We start from the raw sequence: 21,601 nt of genomic DNA on the forward strand, positions 1-21,601 counted from the left end.
CAACTGAACATCATCAGCGGCAGCAACCACATCAATGCCGAGAATCAGCACATCAGCGCCAACGAAAACAACACCGACCCCAAGCCCGGCATCGCCATCGATACCGGCAAACTGGGTGGCATGTATGCGGGTAAAATCGTTCTTATTAGCAACGACAAAGGCGTAGGCATCAACAACGCCGGCCAGATCTTTGCCGGAGCAGGTGGCGTCACCATTAGTGCCGATGGTCAGCTCAGCAACAGTGGCAGCATCATCGCTGCCGACAAAAGCAGCACCACAGCAGACACAGCGGCGGCCACAGTCAGAAGCCACAGCATCAACAACAGCGGCACCCTGTCTAGTCAGGGCGCAATGCAGCTTCACAGCCGGCAGCTGAGCAACAGTGGCTTGCTCACCAGTGCCGACGAACTGCATATCCGCAACCAGGGCGCTCTGAGCAACCAGGGCGAAATCAATGCCAGCCGTCTTGATTTCATCAGCGACAGCATTCACAACCAGAATGGCAAGATCATTCAGAGCGGCCAACAGAGTCTGGACCTCGAACTGGACAAACTCAACAACCAAAACAACAGCCTGATTGGTTATGTACCGCAACCGAGCGCCCCAGAGCAAAATCCGGTGCAGCCCGATAAGCCGGCACAACCAGACAATCCGGCGCAGCCAGCCGAACCAGACAACCAGAGCAAAGCGCCGAGCAGCGCCGAAGGTGCCGGTCAAACCGCAACAGCGGCAACCCCCAGCCACAAAACCTACCGCAGCGGCCAGATCATCAGCCACCACGAAATCAACAACCAGAACGGTCAGATCATCGCCAATGGCGGCATCGACCTGACAGCTCATAACGGCCTGAATAACCAGGGCACCCTTAACCTCAACAAACTGCAAGTTAACGGTGCACTACTCAACAACAGCCAAGGCAAACTGAACAGCAAACAAGCCAACATCAACACCACCCGAGTAGACAACCACAGCGGCGCAATCAGCAGCAGCGGCCAGCTACAGATCACAGGCAAAGAACTGGACAACCGCCACGGGCGCATCCAGTCGGCCGAGCGCATCGTCATCGACAGCACCGCGGTGGACAACAGCGACCAGGGCACCATTGCCGCACAGCAACAACTACAAATCCACAGCCAACAGCTCAACAACAGCAACAAAGGACAACTGTGGAGCGGTGGCCATACCGAACTACACACAACCAGCCTCAACAACAGCAACGGTGCCATCGACAGCACCAGCATACAACTGAATGCCGACAACCTGAACAACCAGCAAGGTGCCATCCGTAGTGCCGGCAACCAGCAGCTGAGCATCCGCGACCAACTACACAACCAAAACGGTCAAATCGGCAGCAACAGCGACCTCAGCATCACCGCCGGAGAGATCAACAACAGCCAAGGTAAAATCAGTGCCGGCAGCCATACCGAGCTGCACACCCACGCACTCAACAACCAAGAAGGTAGCATAGACACAGACAGCCTGACCCTCGAGAGCGACAACCTAGACAACCAACAGGGTGTCATCCGCAGCAACCAGCAACTGAACGCCCAGATCAGCCAGCACATCAACAACCAGCAAGGACAAATCAGCAGCGCAGGTGACCTGAAGCTTAACAGCAGCACACTGGACAACAGCGCGCAGGGTAAAATCATCGCTGGCAAACAGGCGCGCATCCACAACAGCAACCTCAACAACCAACAAGGCAGCATCGATGCCGACAGCATCGAATTACAAACCAACAGCCTTAACAACCACAGCGGCGCCATTCGTACCAACCAGCAGCTGAATGCCCGGATCAACCAGCAGCTGGACAACCGGCAAGGGCAAATCAGCAGCGCCAAAGACCTCAGCATTCACGACCAGAACCAGCAAAGCCTGAGCATCGACAACAGCGCAGATGGCAAAATACTGGCCGGCAACGACCTGAGCATCCAAAGCAAACAGCTTAATAACCCCGGCAGCATCGGTGCCGGTCGTAACGCCACCATCCAAGTGCATGACGACTTCAACGTTGATGCCGACATCAACGCTGGCAACCGCCTGCACCTGAGCAGTCAGGGTAACATCAGCAACAACCACACCCTCAGCGGAGGAGACAGCGTTGTCGTCAACGCCGCCAACATCGACAATCAGGCCAGCGGCATCATCCAGAGCAACCACCATACCGAACTACAGGCCAACAACAGCCTCACCAACCGTGGTCTGATCAACAGCAACGGCACCACCCTGATACAGTCAGGCAACAGCATCAACAACACCGGCAGTGGGCGCATCTATGGCAACCATGTTGCCATCGGCACCCATAACCTAATCAACCAGGAAGAAACCATCGGCAGCGACAGCAAAGCCGCGGTTATTGCTGCGCGTGAGCGGCTGGACATCGGTGCTGCCAACATCATCAACAAAGAACATGCCCTTCTGTCGAGCGAAGGTGATATCGCCATTGGCGGAGCCCTCGACAAAAACCATCAGGCCACCGGCATGGCCGACAGCCTGATTAACGGCAGCGCGCGTATTGAAGCACAGGGTAACGGCAATATCGCCGTTAAAGAACTACACAACCTCAACAACCACTTCAAAGTAGAAGAATACCTGGAGAACAGCAAACAAGTAAAACAATACCAAGAAAAAGGTAACCCAGCGATCTGGGAACATGGTGTAGATGGTAAATTCAGAAAAGACAGAAAAAAACTCAGCTTTACCTTTAACGATGGCAGCAAAGAAGTCTGGAAAAAATACTCAGCCGAGAAAGTACACTGGTGGGATTTCAACCGCAAAATCTACAAACAAAAAGTGACCGAAACCGACCCGGGTGAAATCATCATCGGCGGAGATTTAACCATTAGCGGCGATCACTGGCTCAATCACAACAGCCGCATCATCGTAGGAGGCACACTCAAAGGTGCAGAAAACCTGAATCTTGAAAACCGCGAAACCAAAGGTGTTCAGCGGGTAGAAGAACATGGTAAGCAGGGAGGATATAAATACAAAAACCCTCCCCATAAAAAAGGTAAAATAAAAACCACTGGTGAAAATTCATATGATCGCACCATCATCACCAGCCACGAATTCGACACCCCGGCCAGCACCATCCAGCAGCACGTCGCTACTGGCGGTAACCAAGGGCACGCCAGCGCAGCCACCCCAACTGGCCAGCAAATCAACATCAGCAACAGCAATAACCAGAGCAGTGCCAGCAACAACAACATAGCCCAACAGCAGCAACACATCAGAACCCTGACTGATACCAGCATCAGACTGCCCAACAACAGCCAGTACCATATTAATCCAAATAATAATGGCTATCTGGTAGAAACCGATCCCGCCTTTACCAACCACAAAAAATGGCTGGGCAGCGACTACATGCTCAGCGCCCTCGGTCAGGACCCGAACAAAATGCAGAAACGGCTGGGAGACGGCTACTACGAACAACGCCTGATCAACGAACAAATCGCTAACCTAACCGGCTTCCGTCGTCTGGATGGCTATCAGAACGACGAAGAACAATATAAAGCCCTCATGAATGCCGGCGTCACCTACGCACAACAATATAACCTCACCCCCGGCATCGCCCTGAGCGCCGAACAGATGGCACAACTGACCAGCGACATCGTCTGGCTGGTAAACCAAACCATCACCCTGGCGGACGGCAGCCAGCAGACCGTACTCGTACCCAAAGTTTACCTGATTGCCCGTGCCAGCGACGTCAACAGCGCCGGCAGCCTGATCAGCGCCCGCAATATTGATCTGCAAACCAGCGGTAACATCGATAATCAGGGCAGCATAGCAGGACGCAATATCCTCAACCTTGGTGCCCAGAACATCACCAACAGCGGCACCCTCAGTGCCAACAAAATGGCACTTAAAGCCGACAACAGCGTCAACTTCAACGGGGGCGTAGCCATCGCCCAAGACCTGCTCGCCATCAAAGCCGACCAAATCAACCTCACCACCACCACCGCCAGCTATGGCGATGAACGCAATGGCGGTACCGTTATTGACCGCGCAGCAGGCCTGTACGTAACCGGAGCCAAAGACAGCATCCTCAGCGTATCCGGTACCCACGGCATCAACACCCACGGCGCCGACATCATCAATACCGCCGCAAACGGTCAAACCCAGCTGAGCGCCAGTGACGGCAGCATCAACCTAGGTACCGTTACCATCGCCACCCACATGACAGCGGGTGAGCGCAGCGATAAAAACCACTGGATCAACCACTATCAAAACGAAGTGGGCACCAACATCACCGCTATCGGAGACATCAACGTACTGGCCGGCGACCAACTGAACATCCGCCAGAGCGATATCGACAGCTACCAAGGAACAGTGAACCTGTACGGCAAAAACAGCGTCAACATCACCGAAGGCAGACAGCAAACCGAACTGGATCATTCCACCTACACCAAATCCAGCGGCTTCATGTCGAAAAAAACCACACTGGATCAGTATCAGGCCAAATATGATGAAGCCGTAGCCAGCAACATCACCGGTGCCAAAATCACCATCAGCAGCGATAAGGATATCAACATCCGCGGCAGCAACGTCATCTCTGACTATGGTACCCTTTTGCATGCAGGTAATGACATCAACATTAATGCAGCTGAAAACCACTACATGGATCACCAATACCATAAAGAAACCAAATCCGGCCTTATGGGCAGCGGTGGTATCGGCTTTAGCATCGGCAGCCAGAAAGAAAGCGACGACACCACCACCAAAGCACTGATCCACAGCGGCAGCAACATCGGCAGCCTTAGCGGCGACACCAACATCATTGCCGGCAACCGCTACAGCCAGACCGGCAGCAGCGTATCCAGCCCCAAAGGCGACATCAACATCATCGGCAAACAAATCGACATCAGCGCTGCGCAAGACCAGCACCAGCGCGACAACATCCATACTTTCGAAAAGAGTGGTCTTACCGTAGCGGTTAACGTACCCGTAGTTAACGCCATTCAGTCGGCCAACACCGCCATCAAGCGCGTGGGCAAAAGCAAAAACGACCGCGTCAACGCCATGGCCGCCTTTAATGCTGGCATGGATAGCTACAAAGCCGGTCAGGCCATAGCTGATGCTGGCAAAAATCCCCAGGCTGCTGCTCAAAACGTTAGCGTCAGCATTACCGTTGGCCAGCAAAAGAGCCGCAGCGAAAGCCACAGCGTAGACAACGTCGCCTCAGCGAGCAACATCCATGCCGGCGGACAGGTTAACCTGCAAGCCACCGGAGGCGGGCAAGATTCCAACATTAATATCATCGGATCCGATGTCAGTGGCAACCAGGGTACCCACTTACAGGCCGACAACCAAATCAACCTGCTGGCTGCCGAACAAAGTCACAGCGAGCGCAGCAAAAACAGTTCCAGCGGCTGGAATGCCGGCGTAGCCATCAGCTACGGTTCCGGTGGTGCCTCCTTCGGCGTGACTGCCGGAGCCAACCGCGGCAAAGGGCATGCTAACGGCGACGAAACCAGCTACCGCAACAGCCACATAGGCAGCCTCAGCGGCAACACCAGCCTTATCAGCGGCGGTGCCACCAACATCAGAGGAGCCCAGGTTATTGGCAAAGGCGTCAGCATAGATGCAGCCGAACTGAACATCGAAAGCCTGCAGGACACCGCCAAATACAACAGCAAACAGCAGAACATCAGTGGCCAAGTGACCGTAGGCTATGGTGCATCAGCTTCAGCCAGCTACAGCAAGAGCAAAATCAAAGCCGATTACGCCGGCGTCACCGAACAGAGCGGCATCATTGCCGGTGACAATGGCTACCAGATCAAAGTCAAAGGCAATACTAACCTTAAAGGTGCCATCATTACCTCTACCGAGGCCGCCGAAGCGGCAGGTAAAAACCGGCTAAGCACTGGCAGCCTCACCAGCAGCGACATCAAAAACCACAGTGACTATAAAGGCAGCAGTATCGGCATAGGTGCCGGAGGTAGTATCAGCGGTTCCTCAATGGGGCAAAGCCAGCCAAGCCAGAACGATAGCATAAAACTAGCTAACCAAGGTCCTACCGGCACTAACAATTCACTCGGCTTTGGTCATGACAGTGGGCACGACAGCAGCACCACCCATAGCGGTATCAACACCAACAACATCATCATCACCGATGAAGCCGCTCAGCAGCAGAAAACCGGCAAAAGTGCCGCCGAAACCATCGCCGGCATCCATACCGACATCACCAGCGATAACTATGCCGATAAAGCTGGCTATCTGGCCAACAACTTTGATAAAGACAAATTACTTAATGAATTGAATATTCAGGTAGAAGTTACCAAAGAGTTTCGTCAGAACAGCCTTGGATTAATAAACGCTTATGTAGATTCTCAGCAGGCAGAATTGAGAGATAAAATCAAACAGGCAAAATCAGAAGAAGAGAAAACAGAACTGTATAAAGAAATTTATAAACTACAATACCAGAGACGTTTACTGGAAACAGTAGTCAATATACTGGCCGCAGATCCTACTGCTGCTATTACTCAGGGCACATTACAACTTGCAGCTACCAAATTACGTGAAGAAAGTCTGGCCAATTCTAGACAATCGCCCGGAATAGTAATCGACTCGAAGACTGAGGAGGTAATAAACAATGTTTCCTATGATAGCGGGTATTTTGATGGAGTTAAACTGGGTGGAGTAAGGTTGAGTTTAGATGTGATCTGTGGTGAAAATAATCTACGTTGTGAGATAGATAACATGGGGAATCTGCAAAAAGATGCCAATGGTAATTATATCTATAAAGGAGATGATGACTATCCAACTTTTGCTGATTTGATGAAGGATAAAAAAGCAGTAGGTGGAATGTTTGGGGCTACCGGTGGCTTCCAGCCGGTAAAAGGAGGTTGGTATCTGCCCGGGTTAACCATTCCATATGAAAAGGGCAGTATCTCTGATAAATTGGTAGAGTCATTTGCCGGAACCCATGATTATATTGGTGGACAGATGTGGGGCTGGTATGGAGACGATGGTAATACCTCTCGCAACCGTAATAAATTTCAGAACGCAGCATCAAGTACGACAACAGTAGTAGCAATACCGGCTTCAGCACCGGCAGCTTTGGCTGATTTTCTGAATTCAGATATATTTCAGTTACTAAACAAATTAGGAAAATAGCAATGAAACTTAAATTATTTTTTATTAATATATGGTTATTTATTTTAACGGCTTGTGTCCCTATCAGGGTAATTCCCAAATATAGTCCAGATATTTACAATGGTTATAAAGCAATTCAGGCCTATCAGAAGAAGGAGACAATTGGCCACACAGATTTACAGCAACGTGAAGCAGATATAATAGAATGCGGTGTTCTAAATCTTAGAGAAGGTAATTTGGATTTAAATACTAGGTATCCCAACATGACAAGTGATCAGGTTACTATTCGTCATAAAAATATTGATAATTGCATGAAAAATAAAGGGTATATAATTCATAGTACGGAATATTGTACAAATAAGGGAAAGCCAATCGGATTCTGTAATTAAATAATATTTTATATAAACTTACTATTTATTTAGTTGATTTTAATGAAATTTTATTAATTGGTAGATGTGGAGCTGGTATCGAGACGATGGTGATACCTCGCACAACCGTAATAAATTTCAAAATGTAGCAGGATTTGCAGCGCGAAGTAAGTCAGGAATTCAGCCAAAACATGCAGGCTACCTCAGCCTTCATCAACAGCAAAAAAGATAAACTGAAAGAAGAACTGAAACAAGAAAATCTCAGCCCAGAGCAGCGCGCGCAGTATGAAAAAGAACTGTCACAATGGAATACCGGCGGGCTGATACTGAATGCGATCGGAGCAGGGTTAGCGGCACCGACCAATAATATAGGTGGCATTATCGCCGCCACCGCGAGTCCGGTAATTTCACATCAGATTGGGCAGTACTTCAAAGGCAAAGATGCCGAAGGCAGCACAGCACATCTGGTAGCGCATGCCGTACTAGGAGCAGCGGTAGCGGCAGCGGGCGGCAATGATGCCCTAGCTGGGGCATTGGCCGCAGCGGGAGCGGAGGCAACGGCACCAGTCATATCGAAATGGTTGTATGGAAAGGATGCGAAAGATTTAACCGCAGAAGAAAAAGCCACGGTATCAGCCATAGCGGGGCTAGCCGGTGCCGCGACCGGAGCGGTTGTTGGTGGCAGTATGGCGGATGTAGCTCAGGGTAATCAGGCAGGGCATACGGCGGTGGATAATAATCAATTGGCGTGGAAATTAACTCAAAAAGTACAAGAAAAAGAAATTGTAGACTTTTTTCATAAAAATCTAGGTAAAAAGGTGAAACTACAACCCAAGCTGGATAAAGATGGTAACCCCATTAAAACCAGTGATGGATATGAAATACTGGAGCTTGTTGTTGCAGGAGATATAAATCAGCTAACAGACAAAGAACGAGAAGTATATGCTGCACTAAAAGATATAATTGATGACCCAAAAAATACGGCTAAAGTTACTATCGATAAAAATGTGCCAATGGTAAATACTGGCGATTATGTGAATCAAATAATTGATTTGGAAGATGTTTATGAATATGATAAAAATCCTTATGGAACTAGTGGCATAGGAGCGATAATGCATGAATTGATTGAGCAGTACGAAAAATCCAAACATAATTTACTAAGTGGTTTTCAAAGTTATGACCGTTACGGACAGGGAGAGAGTTTAGGAGAAAATGCGAATTTCAAAAATGATCATGATATAGCAGTTATCGGGCAAAATAAAATTGATAATACAGATAGATATCAATTGGATTTTTATGATGTCTATAATCCTCAAAATAAGTACAATATGCTTTATATAGATAAAACTAATAATAAAGTGATTGGAATAATTGAAGTTAAAGATGGAAATCAGTATAGTCCAGAAGAAGTTACAGTGTTTCCTGATGCTAATGGAGTTTATGAATTCCGAGGAATAAGTCAAAGGGTACATACTAAGTTTAAGCTGGTAAACGGTATAGTGATTCCTGTTAAATAATTTTTTCATTCCCCCTTTGCAATATATATTGCAAAGGGGAATATAATTAGGAGATTGTGTTTTGCGAGTACTAAAAAGAAATTATGTTTTAGAATTAATTTTATTACTGGTAATATCAAACTCTTTGTCAGCTAAAGATTTTGATATTAAAGAACAAAGAGATTTTTTTTGTAAACTGGAAAAATATGATAATTGTTTTTTCACTGGTAAATGTTTAAAACAAGATTATATTAATTATACAGATTACTTTTCTAGAATGACTGAAATAAATTCTAACTGGGTAAATGATTTGTATAAATATATACCTAAAATATACAAAGTAAAAGAATATGATAAAAAAAGTAAAATAATAATATATGATGGATTTCAATTATTTCAATTATCCACCCGTTATATATTTGCTAAATCTGATTGGTTATTTTGGTATAAACATAAAACTGGGATAAGTCATAAATATCCACAAAATATATTTGCTAATAATAGAGAATGTGGAAGTAAAACTTTCAATAAATATTTGTCTTTACCGTTACCTCAGGATGCAGATTTACAGACATGTTTTTTTAATTATCAAATTTCAAATTCAAAATGTGTTCCGGATGATAAAGAATTTAGAAAAAAAATATTTTGTAGGTCAGTGCAAGAATGTGAAATTATATTTCAATAGAGAATAAGGAGGAGGAAACTAAAATTTCGATTTTTCTAAGATTTAAACTAATTATATAGGTTATTGATTTACTGTTGCACTGGGTAATCAGGCAGGACATACGGCAGTGGATAACAATTATTTAACAGCTAAAGACTGGGAGGACTATAAAAATAAAGTTTCAGCTTGTGGTGGAGATAATGGAAATAAATTAAGATGTTACAAGAAGGCAAAAGAAGAGTTGTATAATGAGAGTAAAAAGAAAAATGAAGCATTGATGTCAGCTTGTTCAGAAAAATGGGAATTTGGAGACTTGTAAAGAATTAATAATTGAAGCTGATAAAGCAAGAGATATTTCTAAAAAAGCCTTAGATTCTTTTAGGGTAACCAACCCAGCCAAACCATTACCCGCTTTTATCAACTATTATGATATCCCTTGGGCCAATAACCCCAGTATCCATTATTGGGTTGGTTATATAGATTTATCGGCATTTGGATTAAGTGCCAATGCAGCAATAGTGGTAAACAATGTAACTGGAGATGTATTTTTGGGCTATAGTGCTGGATCATCAGCTCCTATATCAAGGCCATCTGTAGGTTCATCCCTTTCTTTTGGAAGCATAATAACTGAACTATCTAGTATTGAAAAAGCTAATCTAGGTAGAACGATTAATGATACTTTAGCGGGATCTTCTCCAGGAGGTAATGTATGTGGTTATTTTGCTTGTATTGGTTCAAATAAAACTCCTGATACCATTGAAAATGGAAAACCAAAACTAGGCAAGGTATCATTTGAATTTGGTACAGGAACAGGAGTTTCCACTTCAGGAAGTCTTCAACATTCAGATATGGTTCATATTGAAAAGTTATTTTAAAATGAGATCAATAGCAGATTTCTGGAGCAAATATAAATTGATTGTGTTTATATTTGGTATGATATGTTGGTTTTTATTATTAGTATATGTGGATTTTGGAAAAAAAAATGGAAAATTTGGCTATGAGCTAGATAATAATGAAAAAGAAGCAATGATGATGAAACAGTTGCCAAAATTAATTCAGCCATACAAATTCAATGAAGAAAATGTTATTAAAAAAAAAAGGGGGCCTACAAGCAAAATTTATATCACATTCGAATTCAAAAGCAATGATGATAAAGAAATAAAAAAATTTCTTAGTGTAATAGACAAGAATAGTACAGAATTGGGTTTTAAAAAAGGTTGTCGAGGAAAAGAGTCTATAGTTTACTACTCTAATAATTTTTATCCTGATCCAACTGTAACCGAAATGCCTCCAGAACAATATACTATTGAGTGGGAATATCCAAATCCTATATGTGTGAAAAAATTAAAGATAAATTAATATAGAATTAAAGAGGTTTGACAGAAAGTGTATTCAAAAAAGTAATCTACGTATTTATAAAAGTGTCTGCATTATTTCAACCGCTCAGCACCAGAAAACCGGCAAAAGTGCCGCCGAAACCATTGCCAGCATTTATACCGATACAACCAGCGACAACTATGCCGACAAAGCCGGCTACCTGAGCAATAACTTTGATAAAGACAAATTACTTAATGAATTGAATATTCAGGTAGAAGTTACCAAAGAGTTTCGTCAGAACAGCCTTGGATTAATAAACGCTTATGTAGATTCTCAGCAGGCTGAATTGAGAGATAAAATCAAACAGGCAAAATCAGAAGAAGAGAAAACAGAACTGTATAAAGAAATTTATAAACTACAATACCAGAGACGTTTACTGGAAACAGTAGTCAATATACTGGCCGCAGATCCTACTGCTGCTATTACTCAGGACACATTACAACTTGCAGCCACCAAATTACGTGAAGAAAGTCTGGCCAATTCTAGACAATCGCCCGGAATAGTAATCGACCCGAATACTGGGGAAGTAATAAATAATGTTTCCTATGATAGTGGCTATTTTGATGGAGTTAAACTGGGTGGAGTAAGGTTGAATCTAGATGTGATCTGTGGTGCAGATAATGGTCGATGTAAAAAAGATAACATGGGGAATCTGCAAAAAGATGCCAATGATAATTATATTTATGAAGGAGATGATAAATATCCAACTTTTGCTGATCTGATGAAGGATAAAAAAGTAGTAGGTGGAATGTTTGGCGCTACCGGTGGCTTCCGGCCGCTAAAAGGAGGCTGGTATCTGCTAGGGCTAACCATTCCATATGAAAAGGGCAGTATCTCTGATAAATTGGTAGAGTCATTTGCCGGAACCCATGATTATATTGGTGGACAGATGTGGGGCTGGTATGGGGACGATGGTAATACCTCTCGCAACCGTAATAAATTTCAGAACGCAGCGTCAAGTACGACAACAGTAGTAGCAATACCGGCTTCAGCACCGGCAGCATTGGCTGATTTTCTGAATTCAGATATATTTCAGTTACTAAACAAATTAGGAAAATAGCAATGAAACTTAAATTATTTTTTATTACTATATTGTTATTTATTTTAACGGCCTGTATCCCCATTAGGGTAATTCCTAAATATAATCCAGATACTTACAATAGTTATAAATTAATACAAGGTTATCAAAAAGCAGATACTGTAGGCCATACAGATGTACTAAAGCGAGAATCCGATATGTTAGCCTGTGGTGTTAGAAATCTTATGGGAGGTAATTTAGATTTAAATACTCTGTATCCTGATATGACGGGTAGTCAAGTTTGGCCTCGTCACAAAAGGATAGATAATTGTATGAAAAGTAAAGGATATATTATAATTGGTAAAGAAGATTGCACTAACAAAGGCAAACCAACTGGGCTTTGTAATTAATGTAAAATATATTAATAATTAATGGATAAGCTAAAATTATTTTTTATTACTATATTGTTATTTATTTTAACGGCTTGTATTCCCATTAGGGTAATTCCTAAATACAATTCATATATTTATTATTATGTTTATAAAGCAATACAAGTTTATCAAAAAAAGCAGATACAGTAGGAAAACCCCAGCGTAAATGCTTATCCGTGATAGCACTTAGCACTGACATAATCACCGAATCATCCGGTAACTTAGGTTGATAATAGTAAGCACAGGGGCTTAAGCCAACAATAGTGCAGCTCAAGGCAATAGTAACAGAATGATTTTCTTGCAGTTGCACAGCTCAGGCTTTACGTGCTTGAGTTGGCACTATAGCTTTTTTATGATTTCTTCCTGAAGCTGAGATTTTAAACTCAGCTCAGCAAATATCTGCTTAAGCCTACGATTTTCAGCTTCCGGTTGCTTTAAGTGTTGATATCTGAGGTTTTCATACCATCGTATTTATCACGTCATTTATAGAAAGTTGAATTGCCTATACCATATTTACGGCAAAGTTCTTTGACGGGGATACCGGTTTCGGCTGTTTTAAAATAGTTACGATCTGATGTTCAGTCATTTTTTTCATGTTTAAATCCTCTGTGGATTAATAAAGAGAATTTTCTACGTTGAGGCTGTGCTATTTTAGGGGATAGATATATAAAAGGTCAGTTGCTGAGGGGAATGTGGTCTGATGATTTGGTTTGATTATTAGATTTGTTTAATTTGGTATTTAGTTGTGTATTTTTTCTAAAATTAATATAAAAAACCAGTTTTATTCTATTTTGGCTTGTTTTCTGTCAATAAATTCTGTTTTGTTCAATGTTTTAATCTTGTATTTGTACTGGATACTGTTATCTATTTTATGCTTTTGTAATATTTGCTGTCAGTTATCAGTCATTTATCGGTGTTTTTTGTTTATGAGGTTGGTGGGAACGGATGAATAGGAAGATTCCCGAGCTGGTGTGTCCGGCGGGTAATTTACCGGCGTTGAAGATGGCGGTAGATCATGGTGCGGATACGGTTTATATGGGGCTGAAGGATGCAACTAATGCACGTAATTTTGCTGGGCTGAATTTTGACCGTAAGTCGGCAACTGAGGGAATTACGTATGCGCATCAGCGAGGACGTAAGGTATTGATGGCGATTAATACTTATGCGCAGGCTGGTGAAGTGAGGAAATGGCAGCAGGCGGTGGATACGGCGGCTGAGCTGGGCGTAGACGCGGTGATTCTGGCGGATTTGGGTTTGCTGGCCTATGCGCGTAAAACGCATCCGCAGCTAGCACTGCATATGTCGGTGCAAGGATCGGCTACAAATTATGAGGCGATTAATCTGGCACAGGAGCTATTTGGTATCCGGCGGGTGGTGTTACCCCGGGTGCTGACTTTACCGCAGGTGGAGCAGGTGATTAAGCATACTTCGGTGGAAATTGAGGTATTTGGTTTTGGAAGTCTGTGTGTGATGGTGGAAGGACGCTGTTTGCTTTCAAGCTATGTAACGGGCGAGTCGCCTAATACGTTTGGTGTGTGTTCGCCAGCGAAGTATGTGCGCTGGGAGCAACAGGCTGCGGGAATGGATGCGCGTCTGAATAATATTCTGATTGACCGTTATGGTGCGGATGAACCGGCTGGCTATCCTACTTTATGTAAGGGGCGTTTTCAGGTGAATAGGGAAACATATTATGCGCTGGAGGAGCCAACTAGTCTAAATATACTGGAGATTTTACCGCAGTTGCTGGCGATGGGTGTGGCGGCAATTAAGGTGGAAGGCCGGCAACGTAGTCCGGCGTATACGGCGCAGGTAACAAAGGTGTTGCGGCAGGCACTTGATCTGGCGGTGCGCTGCCCTGATGGGTTTACGGTGAATCCGTTGTGGCAACAGGCACTGGCGAAGGTATCGGAAGGGCAGCAGGTAACGCTGGGTGCGTATAACCGGCCATGGAAATGATGAAGGAATGTGAGTAATGCAACAGGATAAGCTGGCTTTGTCTCTAGGGCCAATTCTGTTTTTCTGGCAGAAACAGCAGATTGTGGATTTTTACTGGCAGATGGCTGCGCAGCCGCTGGCGATGATTTATATGGGCGAGACGGTGTGTTCGCGCCGGCAGGAGCTGAAAGTAGCAGACTGGCTTGATTTGGCGCGGGATGTGGCATCCAGTGGCTGTGATGTGGTGCTGTCTTCACAGGTGCTGCTGGAAAGTGAATCTGATTTAAAGCGTTTACGCAAGCTGGTGGAGCAGGAGGATTTTCGGGTAGAGGCCAATGACCTTGCTGCGGTACAGCTGCTGCATGCGAAGGGAATTCCTTTTGTGGCAGGTCAGGCGCTGAATATTTATAACGAACAGACGCTGGCTTTGATGCAGTCGCTGGGGGCTTGCCACTGGGTGGCTTCGATTGAACTGGCAGCAGATAGGCTGGCACAGATGGTGGCGGCAGTACCAGACATGGTTTGTGAGGTATTTGGCTGGGGTAAGTTGCCATTGGCATATTCTTCACGCTGTTTTACGGCACGGCACTACAATTTGAAAAAGGATGGCTGTGAATTTAAGTGTCTGGAACATGCAGATGGTTTGCCGCTGTATACGCGTGAGGAGCAGGCTTTTTTGACGATTAATGGTATTCAGACGATGTCTGCCGGTTGTCATTCTTTGCTGGCACGTCATCAGCAGTTGCAGGCTATGGGGGTAAAGTATTTCAGGATTTCTCCTCAGGGGCTATATATGGCGGAAGTTATCCGGTTGCATCAGCAGGTGCTGGCTGGTGTGATGGCGGCAGAAGCTGCTTTGTCTGAGCTGAGCAGGTATGCCGGTGGTACGCTGGTAGATGGCTATTGGCAGGGGAAGGCTGGAATTAATCAATGTGAAGGGATGATGCATGCAGGTACCTGATAAGGTAGTGCCGGTGTTTTTGAAAAAGATGGTTGGGTTATTACCGGCAAAGCCACCAGCATGGCTGCTGGTAAATACGCTGAATCAGTTGCTGAAAAAGCAGATTTTGCTGGCAGATATGTCTTTGCTGGCTGGACGCAATTTTCGGATTGTGGTGGCAGATTTGGGTTTGAATTTGTGCTTCAGTGCTACTGAGGAGCGTTTTGTGGTTGCTGATGCTGTAGCTATGGTAGATTTGTGCTTAAGCGCAAATACGGCTGATTTTCTGAAGATGCTGCTGCGGCAGGAAGACCCGGATACGCTGTTTTTTAATCGCAAGCTGATCATTGAGGGCGATACAGAGCTGGGACTGGTGGTAAAAAATTTGCTCGATAGTATTGATTGGTCGACTATTCCTGTGATGAAGTTGCTGGTAGGGTAGTGAGGTTTATTGCTTGCGGTAAATGAGGGTGTGCTGTTGCCGGTATCGAGTTGATACCGGCTTTATTGCACTGTTTTCTGGCTGTTAGTCCAGAGGACGGCGGCAGGCTATCATGTAGTTGACGTCCAGACTATCGGTAAGGTGATAGCGTCTGGTTAGTGGGTTGTAGGTGAAGCCGCTGCTGCCCAGCCATTCGAGGCCTGCCTGTCGGCACAGGCGTGCCAGTTCGGCTGGTGTGATAAATTTACGATGATCATGGGTACCGTGTGGCATTAGTTGCAGGATGTATTCGGCAGCTATGATGGCTTGCAGGTAGGATTTGGTGTTGCGGTTGATGGTGGAGAAGCAGACTACGCCACCGGGCTGTACCAATTGGGCACAGGCACGCACTACGCTGCCGGGGTCGGGGACGTGTTCGAGCATTTCCATGCAGGTAACAGCACCAAAGCCAGCCGGTGTTTCTGTGGCTAAATCTTCTACACTCACCATGCGATAGCTAATGTTATCAATTTGTTCTTGTAAGGCATGCAATTGGGCAATTTTCAGGGATTTATTGGCTAAATCAATACCGGTAACGCTGCTGGCTCCGGCTTTTGCCATAGCCTCGCTCAGTATGCCGCCTCCGCAACCTACATCAAGTACATTTTTGCCGGCCAGATGGGCATAGCTGTCGATAAATTCAAGCCGTAATGGGTTGATGTCATGCAATGGTTTGAATTCGCTGTTTTTATCCCACCATTTGTGTGCCAGTTGGCTAAATTTGTTGATTTCTTCAGAATCGACATTGGCGGGTGTGGCCGAAAGATTTTTTTGTTCCTGTGCTTGGGTATTCATGGTTGTTAGTCCTTCGTTGCGGTGGTTTTTACCCATAAGGCGATAATGTTGTTTTTTTCGCGTGGGCGTGCACCGGCCCAGATTTCGTGCCATTGAGCTGGTGGTGTGGCTTTGGGGCTGCGGGTAATTAGGCGATATTCACAGTCGGGATTATTGGCCTGTAGCGGAATCCAACTATATTGCTGCCAGGCGATGCGGGTGCTGAAATTCTCATGATTAATGCTGATGCAGGCACGTTTGTCGCTAAAGGCTTTTAGCTGTTCTTCACTCAGGCTGTTTTGCATTTGCTGTACTACCGGACGGGTTGATTTGGCTGCATCCAGCCATGGTAGAAATAGGGTAAGTAGCAGCGACCACACTAGTAAAACGCCGGCGGCCCAGTTGGTGACAGCCTGCTGGCCACGAATGTGCTGGCGAGTAATCGCCCATAGCCATAGCGGTGTCAGTACGCAGGCTACGATTACTGGAAAGTAGTTTACGTCGTAACGGTAGTACGGGCTGAAATATACTGCTCGTTGTGCTAGTTTGGCTGGCCAGCCGTAGTTCATGGCGATAAAGCCCAGCCAGAGAAATATGGCTAGAAAACCAAAGGCCATGATGCCAAACCAGTTAAGGAATGCCACGGCACCGCGCCGCAGGGCATCAAGCTGTGCGGCACCTAGTACGACCAGTGGTGGCAGGGTAAATACTAGTAAATCCTGATATTTTTGTGGCATTAGGGCAAATACAGGCAGGCACAGGCCTAGCCATGCAATAGCCAGACTACCCCAAGACTGGTTTTTCAATTTACCACGCGACACTGTCCAGATGGCCAGCGGCCACGCTGGAAAGGCAAACCAGATAAGATTTTTGAGGTAATAGCCGAGAGAAAAATGTGTCTCAAGATGGCGGAAACCGCCGAAAGGTGCTAGTGCATGATATTGCCACCACAGATTAAAAATATCCGCAGCAGTTTGATGTAAGGCCAGTGGCCAGATCAGCATTAATGGTAATGCATATAACAGGGATATGAGCAGTACCAGATGGTAACGCTGATACCGCCACTGCGGATACAGAGGCAGGCTGAATGCCAGCAGTATCAGTAGTAGTGGCCAGAGCAGACTTCCGGTTAGTGATAGGACTGCCCAGCCACCGCCCAGCATCATGCTGGCCATTATGATGCGTTGGTTGGCGAGTGAGAAGCCATACCAGCACATGGCTGCACCCAGGCAAAGAATTATACTGTCGTTGATAAAGTGTGCCGGTATTAGGATGCCGGTACAGCCTAGTAGTATCAGTACTGCAATCCGGCCATAACTGTGTCCGAGAAACTGGCGGGCGGAACCGCCGATGCAGACAAAGGTGCATACTATCAGGATGGCATTGGTTAGACGGGTGGCTTCATAAGCATCCATCTGTTTTGGGCTGAACAGGTGCTGACACAAAGCGGCCAGCCATATATAGAGTGGGGATGCCTCCCAGTTGATTTCACCAAAAATGGTGGGAACTGCCCAGTGGGCTGTCTGCCACTGGCTGACTGTAGCAAATAAATATGGTTCGCCCGGTGTCCATAAATCATGATGCAGTACGCCCGGCCATAACCATACAAATACCAGTAACAGCAGTAGCCATGAACGTTTTTTATTTACGCTTTTGGGGCTGGGTTTGCTGGAGGTGTAGGTGAGCATAGGGTTCTAACTGCAATAAATGGAGAGGAAAACGGGTTTATGTTAACGGAAAATGCAGCAGGCAGCCAGATGTGGCTGCCTGTAGCAGGGATGATTAATGGCATGTATTGGCTTTAATCAATATGTTTGCTGAGATTCACTTGTTCCAGTGGTACTTTACGGGTACGGTAGCGTAGCTTGTGGTACAGGTAGAATGCGGCAAATACTGGCAGTCCCATATAGGTGATGGCAAAGCGCTGCCATTTGAAATCGCCATGCAGTAATAACTGGCTGTCTTGTCCGATAATTACCAGAACACATAGTAATAATGCCAGAATCGGTCCGAATGGAAACCATTTGGCGCGATAAACCAGTGAGTTAATGTCGTTACCTTGTCGTACAAAGGCACGCCGGAAGCGGTAGTGGCTGATGGCAATGCCCAGCCAGGCAATAAAGCCGGTGAGGCCGGAGGCGGCCACGATATATTCGTAAGCCCCTTCATCTACACTTTCAAGCAGAAAAATCGCTAGTACTACGATTGCGGTTGCGAGCAATGCCTGTACAGGTACACCGCGACGGTTTACTTCGGAGAAAGTGTGGTGTGCCATGCCATCTTTACCCATGGCATACAGCATGCGTGTGGAAGCGTACAGACCTGAGTTACCAGCAGACAAAATGGATGTGAGAATAACTGTGTTCATCACGGCAGCGGCAAAGGCCAGTCCGGCGCGTTCAAATACCAGTGTAAAGGGGGATTTGGCAATTTGATCTACGTCAGCACCAAGTAGGGCATCGCTGTTATAAGGAATCAGCAAGCCAATCACCAGCATGGCCAGAATATAGAAAATCAGAATGCGCCAGAATACCTGTTTAATTGCTTTGGGAATGCTTTCCTGCGGATTTTCTGATTCGCCAGCGGTAATGCCGATAAGCTCTGTACCCTGAAAGGAGAAGCCGGCAATCAGGAATACGCCTAGTACGGTAAAAAAGCCGCCCGACCAGCCATGCCCGAGTATCGGTGCATCGCCAATGGTGAAATTACTCAAACCCACATACTGGCCGCCCAGAATACCGAAAATGGTAAGTACGCCCACGCCCAGAAAAACGATAACAGTAACTACCTTGATTAGGGCAAACCAGTATTCTGATTCACCATAGGCACGCACAGATAAGATATTGAGCAGAAACACCAGTGTAAAAAACAGCAGGCTCCAGCACCATGCCGGCATAAAACGCAATGGTTCCCAATAGGTAATCACTAACGAGGCTATGGATATATCGGCGGCAACGGTAATCACCCAGTTAAACCAGTAGTTCCAGCCTAGTGCAAACCCTAGTGACGGGTCGACAAAGCGGGCGGCATAGGTGGAAAATGACCCGGAAGTAGGCAGATAGGTGGCCATCTCACCAAGTGAGGTCATTAGGAAATACACCATAATCCCAATAGCCATATAAGCCAGCAGGGCACCACCCGGCCCGGCATCGTGAATGGCACTGCCACTGGCCATAAACAATCCTGTACCAATACTGCCACCAATGGCAATCATAGACAGATGGCGGGTTTTCAGATGGCGTTTAACTTGGTTGGAAGAGGAGTTGGCGTCTGTCATTCTGATATTGAGTAAATATAAGCTTTAGTATGCCTGTAATGTTCATCTGTACCAGCTAAACATTCATTGCTTGAGCGACTTAAATAGTATTCCAAGTGTGGCTTACAAGGTGTTCTGTGACATATCTAAAGTGGATTGCGGATTAAAGTATAAACAGTATTTGCTGGAAATATTTATCCTTTTTGCATATGCTGTTTTGTTGTAAAACGCTTATTATAACAAATTGTGTTGTTTACCGGCATGATTATTCAGTGAGAACGTTTACTCGAGTAATATTTACCATTATTTAGCATTATCAGTTTTTCTGGCCACCGCAGAGCGGCCAGATGCATTTGGCTGTTTGCAGGTGTTATTGCTTTTTTGCGTTCACGCCAGCGTGCGCCAATGGAAAAGTCAACGCAGTATACTTGTTGTTGTTTGCCCAGCCAGTGGGTGGGTGGTTCCTGAAACAGTTCTTTGCGGTGTTCTGCTACTCCTGTGCCGTACCAGCTGCGCCAGTAGTGCCCGATAATTACTGCCACAGGATCGTTATATTGCTGCCACCATGGCTTTCGTACTGTGAAGCGCCAGCGGCCATTAATATAGAATGGCTGCTGTGTTATGGCCTGAATGCCGCTGGTGAGTGCGCGTATCGGGTTGTGACAGCTGCGCAGTAAATCGTAATGTGCTACACCTGGCTGAAATGTCATGGGGTAATGTTCATTTTGCAGTTCTGCATCCAGTTGCTGCTTTTCCTGCATATAAGGTTCGTACCACTCAGTTTGGCGGAAATCATCGAAAAAGCGGTCTTCCCAGTAGTGATACTGTTTAACCAGTGAGGTTTCGCTACACTGGAAAAGTTTATTGATACTGTCTGGCAACCATGCGGCATGGACAATACGCAAGTCATCTCGTTGCAGGATTAATGGCCATTGTGACAAGGTTTCCTGCAATTGCTTGCGCTTTGCTTTGCTGTAATGTTGCCAAGGGGCGAAACGTGCTTCATCCTGAGGCCGGTTATCAAAATACCAGCCAGAACCATCTTTGGGATCGTTAATTAATAAATTCAGTTCGTGATTGCCGATAATGGTAAAAGCGTTTTCTGCGGCCACTGCATTAGTTACCCAGTCCAGCACCGCCGGGCTATCGGGACCTCGGTCACACAAATCACCTACAAATACCAGCTTACGACCATGTTTATGCTGGCCAGATTCATTGTAGCCGAGAAAATGTAATAATTGCTGTAAAGCTTCCCATTCGCCATGTACGTCGCCAATCACATCTAGAGCAGTATTGACGGGCAATGGGCGGATAAATGAATGTTTGTCTGAGTACATAATGTTGGTGGCCTGTTTAACAGACCTGATAGCTGTCTGTGAATATACTTATTTGTTATTGAATAATATTTAATGAACTAAAACCGTTAAACATAGCACAAAAATTTTACGTATGCCAATTTGGGCGCTATAAATCTCTATTTTTGTATGAATATTGGTAGTGTCTATAAAATTATTCAATTTCAGTAAGTTATTTTTTGTGGTGATTGCTGTGCTCTGTTTTCGTGTGTTATGAGCGTGGATAGCTTTTGCCAAACTGACTGATTTGGGCTAAAATCTGTAATTCTCTATTCGTATTGCACCTATAGCTCAGTTGGAAGAGTGTCGGTTTCCGAAGCCGGAGGTCACAGGTTCGATCCCTGTTGGGTGCACCAGATATATATTTAAGGGTTTCAGCTTGGCTGAAACCCTTATTTTTTGCAAAAAATA

General features: G+C 45.6%; 16 protein-coding genes and 1 tRNA gene. 13 read left to right on the top strand and 4 right to left on the bottom strand.

Going from position 1 to position 21,601, the window contains the following annotated elements; translation table 11 throughout:
* The 12 genes from BHC51_RS07355 to ubiT form a co-directional block, all read left to right on the top strand.
* A partial coding sequence (locus tag BHC51_RS07355) for a hemagglutinin repeat-containing protein (RefSeq protein WP_100153688.1) occupies positions 1 to 7,116 on the top strand: 7,116 nt, incomplete at its 5' end.
* A 2-nt stretch (positions 7,117 to 7,118) separates the two neighbouring features.
* Positions 7,119 to 7,484, top strand: a complete 366-nt coding sequence (locus BHC51_RS07360) for a hypothetical protein (RefSeq protein ID WP_100153689.1) — start codon at positions 7,119 to 7,121, stop codon at positions 7,482 to 7,484.
* A 134-nt stretch (positions 7,485 to 7,618) separates the two neighbouring features.
* Positions 7,619 to 8,980 carry a VENN motif pre-toxin domain-containing protein gene (locus tag BHC51_RS07365; RefSeq protein WP_257384789.1) on the top strand — a complete coding sequence of 454 codons (1,362 nt, stop codon included), beginning with the start codon at positions 7,619 to 7,621 and terminating at the stop codon, positions 8,978 to 8,980.
* Between the two features lie 61 nt (positions 8,981 to 9,041).
* On the top strand, positions 9,042 to 9,644 hold the full coding sequence (locus tag BHC51_RS07370) for a hypothetical protein (RefSeq protein ID WP_037492162.1): 603 nt from the start codon (positions 9,042 to 9,044) through the stop codon (positions 9,642 to 9,644).
* Positions 9,645 to 9,750: 106 nt separating this feature from the next.
* Positions 9,751 to 9,942, top strand: coding sequence for a hypothetical protein (locus BHC51_RS07375; RefSeq protein WP_100153692.1), 192 nt, complete (start codon positions 9,751 to 9,753; stop codon positions 9,940 to 9,942).
* A complete protein-coding gene (locus tag BHC51_RS07380; protein ID WP_100153693.1) occupies positions 9,929 to 10,498 on the top strand; it encodes a hypothetical protein in 570 nt (189 codons plus the stop codon). Before BHC51_RS07375 ends, BHC51_RS07380 begins: the two co-directional genes overlap by 14 nt.
* 1 nt (position 10,499) lies before the next feature.
* Entirely contained in the window at positions 10,500 to 10,982 is a 483-nt protein-coding gene (locus BHC51_RS07385) for a hypothetical protein (RefSeq protein ID WP_143558809.1), read from the top strand.
* A 217-nt stretch (positions 10,983 to 11,199) separates the two neighbouring features.
* Entirely contained in the window at positions 11,200 to 12,060 is an 861-nt protein-coding gene (locus tag BHC51_RS07390) for a hypothetical protein (protein ID WP_257384790.1), read from the top strand.
* Positions 12,061 to 12,062: 2 nt separating this feature from the next.
* Entirely contained in the window at positions 12,063 to 12,428 is a 366-nt protein-coding gene (locus BHC51_RS07395; protein ID WP_100153695.1) for a hypothetical protein, read from the top strand.
* Between the two features lie 966 nt (positions 12,429 to 13,394).
* Complete coding sequence (ubiU, locus tag BHC51_RS07405; RefSeq protein ID WP_100099156.1) at positions 13,395 to 14,405, top strand: ubiquinone anaerobic biosynthesis protein UbiU; 1,011 nt, start codon at positions 13,395 to 13,397, stop codon at positions 14,403 to 14,405.
* Between the two features lie 16 nt (positions 14,406 to 14,421).
* The gene (locus BHC51_RS07410) at positions 14,422 to 15,345 is read left to right on the top strand and encodes a U32 family peptidase (protein ID WP_100153697.1); all 924 of its coding nucleotides are present in this window, start codon (positions 14,422 to 14,424) and stop codon (positions 15,343 to 15,345) included.
* The gene (ubiT, locus tag BHC51_RS07415; protein ID WP_100153698.1) at positions 15,332 to 15,766 is read left to right on the top strand and encodes a ubiquinone anaerobic biosynthesis accessory factor UbiT; all 435 of its coding nucleotides are present in this window, start codon (positions 15,332 to 15,334) and stop codon (positions 15,764 to 15,766) included. Before BHC51_RS07410 ends, ubiT begins: the two co-directional genes overlap by 14 nt.
* A gap of 84 nt (positions 15,767 to 15,850) precedes the next feature.
* Here the strand turns inward: ubiT and ubiG are convergent, their stop codons facing one another.
* The 4 genes from ubiG to BHC51_RS07435 all read right to left on the bottom strand — a co-directional run bounded on the left by ubiG (position 15,851) and on the right by BHC51_RS07435 (position 21,172).
* A complete protein-coding gene (gene ubiG, locus BHC51_RS07420; protein ID WP_100153699.1) occupies positions 15,851 to 16,600 on the bottom strand; it encodes a bifunctional 2-polyprenyl-6-hydroxyphenol methylase/3-demethylubiquinol 3-O-methyltransferase UbiG in 750 nt (249 codons plus the stop codon).
* 5 nt (positions 16,601 to 16,605) lie between these two features.
* On the bottom strand, positions 16,606 to 18,267 hold the full coding sequence (locus BHC51_RS07425; protein ID WP_100153700.1) for an ArnT family glycosyltransferase: 1,662 nt from the start codon (positions 18,265 to 18,267) through the stop codon (positions 16,606 to 16,608).
* A 113-nt stretch (positions 18,268 to 18,380) separates the two neighbouring features.
* Complete coding sequence (locus BHC51_RS07430) at positions 18,381 to 19,793, bottom strand: amino acid permease (protein ID WP_373885647.1); 1,413 nt, start codon at positions 19,791 to 19,793, stop codon at positions 18,381 to 18,383.
* 311 nt (positions 19,794 to 20,104) lie between these two features.
* Complete coding sequence (locus BHC51_RS07435) at positions 20,105 to 21,172, bottom strand: metallophosphoesterase (RefSeq protein ID WP_100153701.1); 1,068 nt, start codon at positions 21,170 to 21,172, stop codon at positions 20,105 to 20,107.
* A gap of 298 nt (positions 21,173 to 21,470) precedes the next feature.
* On the opposite strand from BHC51_RS07435, the gene BHC51_RS07440 reads away from it, so the two are divergent.
* Positions 21,471 to 21,546: transfer RNA gene (locus BHC51_RS07440), tRNA-Arg, on the top strand.
* Positions 21,547 to 21,601: the final 55 nt, after the last annotated feature.

It is taken from the genome of Snodgrassella alvi (assembly GCF_002777745.1).
In the GTDB taxonomy this organism is placed as follows: domain Bacteria; phylum Pseudomonadota; class Gammaproteobacteria; order Burkholderiales; family Neisseriaceae; genus Snodgrassella; species Snodgrassella alvi_D.